At 45.3% G+C, this 6,293-nt stretch carries 12 protein-coding genes and 1 pseudogene; all 13 read left to right on the forward strand.

Annotation, left to right across the window (positions count from 1 at the left end; all coding sequences use genetic code 11):
- The first annotated feature begins 166 nt into the window (after positions 1–166).
- Positions 167–337, forward strand: a complete 171-nt coding sequence (locus AC075L_RS01415) for a hypothetical protein (protein ID WP_476387064.1) — start codon at positions 167–169, stop codon at positions 335–337.
- Between the two features lie 64 nt (positions 338–401).
- Positions 402–632 carry a hypothetical protein gene (locus AC075L_RS01420; protein ID WP_476387065.1) on the forward strand — a complete coding sequence of 77 codons (231 nt, stop codon included), beginning with the start codon at positions 402–404 and terminating at the stop codon, positions 630–632.
- Between the two features lie 158 nt (positions 633–790).
- Positions 791–1,829 (forward strand): annotated as a pseudogene (locus tag AC075L_RS01425) (molybdopterin-binding protein).
- Between the two features lie 149 nt (positions 1,830–1,978).
- Complete coding sequence (locus AC075L_RS01430) at positions 1,979–2,239, forward strand: metallophosphoesterase (protein ID WP_476387055.1); 261 nt, start codon at positions 1,979–1,981, stop codon at positions 2,237–2,239.
- A 47-nt stretch (positions 2,240–2,286) separates the two neighbouring features.
- Entirely contained in the window at positions 2,287–2,697 is a 411-nt protein-coding gene (locus AC075L_RS01435; protein WP_476387056.1) for a hypothetical protein, read from the forward strand.
- Between the two features lie 67 nt (positions 2,698–2,764).
- Positions 2,765–3,088, forward strand: a complete 324-nt coding sequence (locus AC075L_RS01440; RefSeq protein WP_476387057.1) for a segregation and condensation protein A — start codon at positions 2,765–2,767, stop codon at positions 3,086–3,088.
- A complete protein-coding gene (locus AC075L_RS01445) occupies positions 3,073–3,315 on the forward strand; it encodes a hypothetical protein (protein ID WP_476387058.1) in 243 nt (80 codons plus the stop codon). The genes AC075L_RS01440 and AC075L_RS01445 overlap by 16 nt, the downstream gene beginning before the upstream one ends.
- Positions 3,316–3,319: 4 nt before the next feature.
- Positions 3,320–3,556, forward strand: coding sequence for a segregation/condensation protein A (locus AC075L_RS01450; RefSeq protein WP_476387059.1), 237 nt, complete (start codon positions 3,320–3,322; stop codon positions 3,554–3,556).
- A gap of 43 nt (positions 3,557–3,599) precedes the next feature.
- Positions 3,600–4,169 (forward strand): SMC-Scp complex subunit ScpB, encoded by a 570-nt coding sequence (gene scpB, locus AC075L_RS01455; protein ID WP_055053458.1) that lies wholly within the window; start codon positions 3,600–3,602, stop codon positions 4,167–4,169.
- Between the two features lie 158 nt (positions 4,170–4,327).
- Entirely contained in the window at positions 4,328–4,561 is a 234-nt protein-coding gene (locus AC075L_RS01460; protein ID WP_476387060.1) for a zinc dependent phospholipase C family protein, read from the forward strand.
- Positions 4,562–4,565: 4 nt separating this feature from the next.
- Complete coding sequence (locus AC075L_RS01465) at positions 4,566–4,814, forward strand: hypothetical protein (protein ID WP_476387061.1); 249 nt, start codon at positions 4,566–4,568, stop codon at positions 4,812–4,814.
- A 43-nt stretch (positions 4,815–4,857) separates the two neighbouring features.
- On the forward strand, positions 4,858–4,986 hold the full coding sequence (locus AC075L_RS01470) for a hypothetical protein (RefSeq protein WP_476387062.1): 129 nt from the start codon (positions 4,858–4,860) through the stop codon (positions 4,984–4,986).
- A 180-nt stretch (positions 4,987–5,166) separates the two neighbouring features.
- The coding region (locus AC075L_RS01475; protein ID WP_476387063.1) for a D-alanyl-D-alanine carboxypeptidase family protein at positions 5,167–6,293 on the forward strand (1,127 nt) is incomplete at its 3' end.

Genomic DNA, 6,293 nt, shown 5'->3' on the forward strand with positions numbered 1-6,293 from the left:
GCTGCCATCATGAGCAGGGAACTGATCACAAAATATCCGAAAATTCTGGGATATTCTTCCATATGGATGGAAAATATCACCCATGTGACCAGGCAGGGGACCAAGGAATTCGGACTTACCATATGCCAAGGCAAACCGATCCGCAGCTACTGAGGGCTGTGTCGGTCTGAAAACAGGAAGCACCAGCATTGCAAAATACTGCCTCAGTGCAGTCGCCAAAAGAAATGACATTACTCTGATCGCAGTAGTGATGGCAGCCCCGGACTATAAAGTGCGATTTAAAGATGCTGCCTCCATGTTAAATTATCGGCTCTTTCAAAATGCAGCCTGTACATAGATAAGAAAATGGGAAGCTCTGCCTGAGCATCCCGGTCAGAAATGGAAAGAAAAAGACGGTTTCCCTGGTTTATGAAGAACAGTTCCACTATCTGGATACCACAGGACAGAATATCGGGAATGTAAAAAGAAAGCTGAGAATCCACAGGGAAGTAAAGGCTCCGGTGAAAAAGAACACCCTGGCAGGGGAGATGACCTATTCCGTCGATGGGAAGGAACTGGGAAGAGTGCGGATCCTTTATGGGGAAAATGCAGGAAAAGCCACATATCCGGACTGCCTGAAAAAGTCGTCATGAGATTGTAAACGTTACTGAGAACAGAGTGAACAGTAACCTGTAAACAAAAAGTATTTTGGACAGTTTTATAATTTTTTGACAAAGGACAGCAATCCGATGTATAATAAAATCCAAATGGGTATTGAGGGAAATAAAAAACAAAAGGAAGGTACTATATAATGAAAGAAATCCGTACAGAAGATGCCGTAGGGCACATTTTATGCCATGACATCACACAGATTATCAAAGATGTAAAAAAAGGGGTGCTTTTTAAGAAAGGTCATATTGTCAGAGAAGAGGATATTCCTCTGTTACTCTCTGTAGGAAAAGAACATTTATATGTGTGGGAGAAGAAAGAAGGATATCCTTCATGAGAATGAAGGCGCAGAGATCCTTTATAAGATCTGTGCCGGAGATTCGGACACCATGCATGGTTCTGATATAAAAGAGGGAAAAATCGAGCTGACCGCAGACATTGACGGAGTGCTTAAGATCCGCAGAGAAGCTCTGCTGGCTGTCAACTCACTTGGAGAGATGATGATTGCATCCCGCCATGGAGATTTTCCTGTAAAGAAGGGCGACAAACTTGCAGGAACCAGAATTATCCCCTTGGTGATCGAGAAGGAGAAAATGGATCGTGCAGCAGAGGTGGCAGGCACAGAGCCGATCTTTTCCATTCTGCCATATAAGAAGAAAAAGGTGGGTATCGTGACAACAGGAAGTGAAGTGCAGAAAGGTCTGATCACTGACACCTTCACTCCTGTACTGGCAGAGATAAATTTGCAAAATTTCCATCAGAGGTCATCGGTCAGACAAAACCGGGTGACGATATGGAACAGATAACAGCCGACATCCTGAAATTTATCGAAGAGGGAGCCGTATGGGAGCTGGCAGCGGTGGAATGAGCGTAGATCCGGATGACAGAACTCCGGGTGCGATCAAAGCAACAGGAACCCGCATCGTATCTTACGGTGCACCAGTACTTCCGGGAGCTATGATGTTGGTTTCCTATTATGAGAAAGACGGCAGGCAGATACCGATCCTTGGGCTTCCGGGATGTGTTATGTATGCAAAGAATACCATCTTTGCATTCTGCTTCTGCCAAGACTGATGGCAGATGATGAGATCACATTATCAGAGATTAACCAACTTGGAGAGGGTGGACTCTGCCTGAACTGTGATGTCTGTACATTCCCAAACTGCGGATTTGGAAAATAATATCCCGCAGAATGCGTTGTCAGACACAAAGTGAACATAAAGGGAAAAGAAAACTTGCATGAAAAGATTTAAAACCGTACATTATACAATCCATTCTAACAAAATAAAGGATGCGAGAGGCATCAGATTTGCGGTGCTCGCAGATCTTCATGGCATGGAATTTGGCCCTGATAACAGAAAGCTTCTGGAGACTATTCCACCGGTGCAGACCGGATGGGATTCTCATTGCCGGTGATATGATCGTGAGAAATGATTCTGCTTCTTTAAAGACTGCATCATCTCTTCTGAGGAGCCTTGCTCAGCAGTATCCGGTTTATTATGCATTGGGAAACCATGAATATAAGCTGTACAGGACAGATCCTCAGGAGAACTGTATAGCAGCCCGATATCAGGAATATGAAAGGAGCTGAAGACAGCCGGGATCCATATCCTGCATAATGAATCCTGCAGCCTGCAGGTGGGAAAAACCAGTCTTACTGTCTATGGCCTGGAAATACCTCTGATCTATTATAAAAAGCCATTTTCTCCACAGCTTAGGAGAGAGGAAGTCAGGGAACTGATCGGAGAACCATCTTCCGATTCCCTGAATATTCTTCTGGCCCACAGTCCCAAATATGGAGAAACCTATTTTGACTGGGGGGCAGATCTGATCCTGAGCGGGCATTATCATGGAGGGATTGTAAGAATTGGCAGGCACAATGGGATGCTTTCCCCACAGCTTCATCCATTTCCGAAGTTCTGCTGCGGAGATTTCCACAGGAAGGAACAGCATATGCTGGTAAGCGCAGGAGCAGGGGAACACACCATACCTGTAAGGATCCATAATCCCAGGGAATTGCTGATGGTGGATTGCAAACCGAATGCCTGAGAATATTGTTACTGTCTGCTGACTGTATGGCAGCGAAATATTTACTTGAAAAGGAAAAGACTGTGCTATGGGAATTCCGGTAAAGCTGGAAGTATTTGAAGGTCCTCTGGATCTCTTACTGCACCTTATCGAAAAAAATAAAATAGATATCTATGATATCCCCATCGTGGAGATCACAGATCAGTATATGGAATACATCCATGCCATGGAGCGGGAAGACCTTGGAATCATGAGTGAGTTTATGGTTATGGCAGCCACATTGCTGGATATCAAGTGTAAAATGCTTCTCCCGAAAGAAGTCAATGAGGAGGAGAAGAGGAAGATCGAAGAGCGGAACTGGTGGAGAAACTTCTGGAATATAAGATGTATAAGTTTATGTCCTATGAACTGAAGGACAAGATGGACGATGCGGCAAATGTATTCTTTAAAGAGCCCACTCTTCCCGATGAGGTACTGCAGTACAGAGAGCCTGTATATCGAAAGGAACTTCTGGCAGGTCTCACACTGGAGAAGCTGAATGCAATCTACAAGTCTATCATCCGCAGGCAGGAAGACAAGGTCGATCCTGATCCGAAGCAAATTCGGAACCATCGAGAAGGAAGAGGTCAGCCTGTCTGATAAGATGATAGAGATCAAAGATTTTGCCCGTACCCATCGGAAATTCAGCTTCCGCAATCTCCTGGAGAGTCAGTGCTCGAAAGTACAGGTGATCGTCACCTTTCTCTCCATACTGGAACTGATGAAAATGGGACATATCCATGTGGAGCAGGACGGACTGTTCGATGATATCTCTGTTGAAGTACAGACAGACCCGGATACATGGAAGAATCTTACAGAATTTGCGGAAGATGAACCATAGAATACGGAGATCAATATGTAATAAAAGGAATGAGGAAGACTGAGTGAAGATTAAGGAGACAGAAGCTGCGATAGAAGCAATACTTTTTGCAATGGGCGGTTCCGTAGAACTGCCCCGGATCGCCAAAGCCATCGGTGTGGATGAGAAGACAACAGGAAGGATCATCCGCAATATGATGGACCGTTATCAGGAAGAGAACAGAGGCATCCAGATCATAGAGCTGGAGAATTCTTTCCAAATGTGTACAAAGAAAGAATATTATCAGTATCTGATCAATATTGCCCTGCATCCTCAGAAGCCGGCACTGTCAGATGTTATGCTGGAAACCTTATCCATCATTGCATACAAACAGCCGGTTACAAAGGCGGAGATCGAGAAGATCCGAGGGGTAAAATGTGACCACGCCATCAACAAGCTGGTAGAATACAGTCTGGTCAGGGAGCTGGGGCGTCTGGATGCCCCCGGACGTCCGATCCTGCTCGGGACCACGGAAGAGTTTCTGCGCTGCTTCGGCGTACAGGATCTGGAATCCCTGCCTGTCCCTGACCCTGTCCAGATAGAGGACTTTAAGGCAGAGGCAGAGGAAGAAATCCAGCTGAAACTGGATGTGTAAGATAAAGGAGAAAAAACTAATGCCAACCACATATGCGCATGATTTATTTGGAAAAGAAGTATATAAGAGACTGCCTTCAGATATGAAAGCCCTGATCCGCAGACATGGGGACTTGTACCAGGATCGGTTTACATGGGCCGGATATCCTGTTCTACTATATGGTTTCAAAGAATCCTGTCACCCAGTTCGGGATTGAGATGCATCATGAGAAGGCAAGAGCCTTTTTTGAAGAAGGGATGCGGCAGGTCAGAAGAAATGATGATGAGGCACTTTTTGCATATCTTCTTGGATTTGGCTGTCATTATATTCTGGACTCCGCATGCCATCCCTATGTAAATAAGATGGCTGCAGGAAGGCGTCATTCCTCACATTGTTCTGGAGAAGGAATTTGACCGTGTGCTTATGGAAGAGACAGGTAAAGATCCCGACCATTATTATCCGGCCTGCGGGATCATGCCGAAGATGGAATATGCCAGAGTGATCCACAGGGCCATTCCTCTGGTGAAAACCATAAACATTTATATTTCTGTCAGGATGATGAAAATTCTTACCAATTTCATGGTGTGTGATGACCATGGAAGAAAACGCAGGATTCTGGGGAAACTTCTGAGACTGGGAGGAGAGTCGCATCGGCTCTGTCATTGAACATTTCATGACTGCCGAAGCAGTAGAGCAGGCAAAAGCTCCCATGCCTGAACTTGAGAGGCTTTACAGAGAGGCGGTTCCTGAAGCTGTGGAATATCTGGGAGAACTTTATACCTTAAGAGAGGGAGCTTATCATCTGAGCAAAAGATGGGACCGGACTTATAACGGGTAATGGGATATCCCGATATTTTTCGGAACTGTGACAGTCATATTCCGGACATGCAGGCATAAATTATCTTATAGGGTGAAGCAAAATCCTGACAGATATCCTGTAAACAACAGATCTGTGAATAACCGTAAATTATGAACAGTGATATTCATGGATTGCCAGCATGTGAGGTGGAGTATGAGAATGAAACATATTGCCGCTGTCATTGTTGTGACGGCGGTATTATTGTTTACGCAGACATACACCTCCGCCCGGGGAGCGGAGTACAAAATACCTCAGACAGTAGACATGACACCTGTTGCAGAAGAACCGGCAGAACTGTACGCATTATCAGCAGTCCTTATGGACGGAGAGTCCGGCAGAGTACTCTATGAAAAGGACGGGGAGCGTCCTCTGGCAAATGCCAGCACAACCAAGGTGCTTACCTGTATTGTGGCACTGGAGAACTCTCCGGGGGATGATTATGTTCAGGTTTCTCAGAATGCGGCATCCCAGCCGGAAGTAAAGCTGGGACTTCAGAAAGGAGAACAGTATTATCTGGAGGATCTTCTGTATTCCCTTATGCTGAAAAGCCACAATGATACAGCGGTTGCCATTGCAGAACACTGCGGGGGAAGCGTGGAAGGCTTTGCCAGAATGCTCAACCGGAAAGCAAAACAGATAGGATGTAAGGATACGTATTTCATCACACCTAATGGCCTGGACGCTGAGGATGAGAACGGAAAACATCACACAACAGCCAAAGATCTGGCACTGATCATGCGCTATGCTGTTAAAAACGAAACATTCCTGCACATTGCACAGACCAGAGACTATACATTCTCTGAGATCACAGGAAAGAGAACCTTTTCCGTACATAATGCCAACGCATTTCTTGATATGAGAGACGGAGTTCTTGCCGGAAAAACAGGCTATACTTCCCAGGCTGGCTACTGTTATGTATGTGCCTGGGAGAAAGAGGGCAAAACATTTATCGTCAGTCTCCTTGGCTGTGGATGGCCCAACCACAAAACCTATAAATGGAGTGACACAAAGAAACTGCTGGATTTCGGAGATTACAACTATGAGTACGAAACCTACTGGAAAGAACCACAGACCGGAAAAATCCTGGTAACAGACGGTGTGGAAGATGATCAGGATATAGGAACGAAAATCTATCTGAGGGGTAAATGCAGTGTAACCGCATATGACAGGGAAAAAGAAGTCCTTCTGAAAAAAGGGGAAACTGTAACCTGTAAAATAGAAATTCCACAGAAAGTTAGTGCACCGGTTCTTAAGGGGGAGAAGCTTGGCCGCATTGCCTATTACCT

The sequence above is a fragment of the Blautia sp. ZXY-1-B12 genome, from assembly GCF_056339915.1.